The organism is Streptomyces sp. AC627_RSS907 (assembly GCF_019049165.1).
On record NZ_JAGMUE010000762.1, the window covers coordinates 1 to 666 of the forward strand.

At 72.1% G+C, this 666-nt stretch carries 1 protein-coding gene; it reads right to left on the minus strand.

The window, feature by feature from the left end:
• Nucleotides 1-666: ABC transporter ATP-binding protein (locus tag KUM32_RS38505; protein ID WP_217146452.1), on the minus strand; the 666-nt coding region annotated here is incomplete at both ends.

Genomic DNA, 666 nt, shown 5'->3' on the forward strand with positions numbered 1-666 from the left:
CGCGAGGAGTTCCGCGGGCGCGCCCCGTTCGACGATCGCCCCGTCGTCCAGCATGACGACGGTGTCGGCGTCTCTGATCGTCTCCGGGCGGTGGGCGATGACCAGGATCGTCCGGCCGCCCCTCAGGGTCGCGAGGGCCCGGTGAACAGCCTGTTCGGTCCGCGGGTCGGCGAAGGCGGTCGCCTCGTCGAGCACCAGCACGGGTGTGTCGGCCAGGAGCGCGCGGGCCAGCGAGATCCGCTGTGCCTCGCCGCCGGAGAGTCCCGCGTCTTCGCCGATCACCGACTCGTAACCGCGGGGCAGCTCGAGGACGCGGTCGTGGATGTGCGCGAGGCGGGCGGCGCGTTCCACGGCCTCGCGATCGGCGTGTGGCACCGCCAGGGCGATGTTGTCCGCGACCGACGCGCGCAGCAGCCGTACGTCCTGGAAGACGAAGGAGACCGTCTCATGGAGGTGCCCGCCGCCGAGATCGCGCAGGTCGACGCCGCCGATGGTGACCGAACCCGCTGTGGGGTCGAAGAACCGGGGCAGCAACTGGACCAGCGTGGACTTGCCGCTGCCCGAGGGGCCGACGAGCGCGGTGACCGTGCCCGGTTCGAGCACCAGGTCGATGCCCCGCAGTACCTCGCGTCCCGTCTCGTACCCGAAGCGGACGCCGCGCAGTTC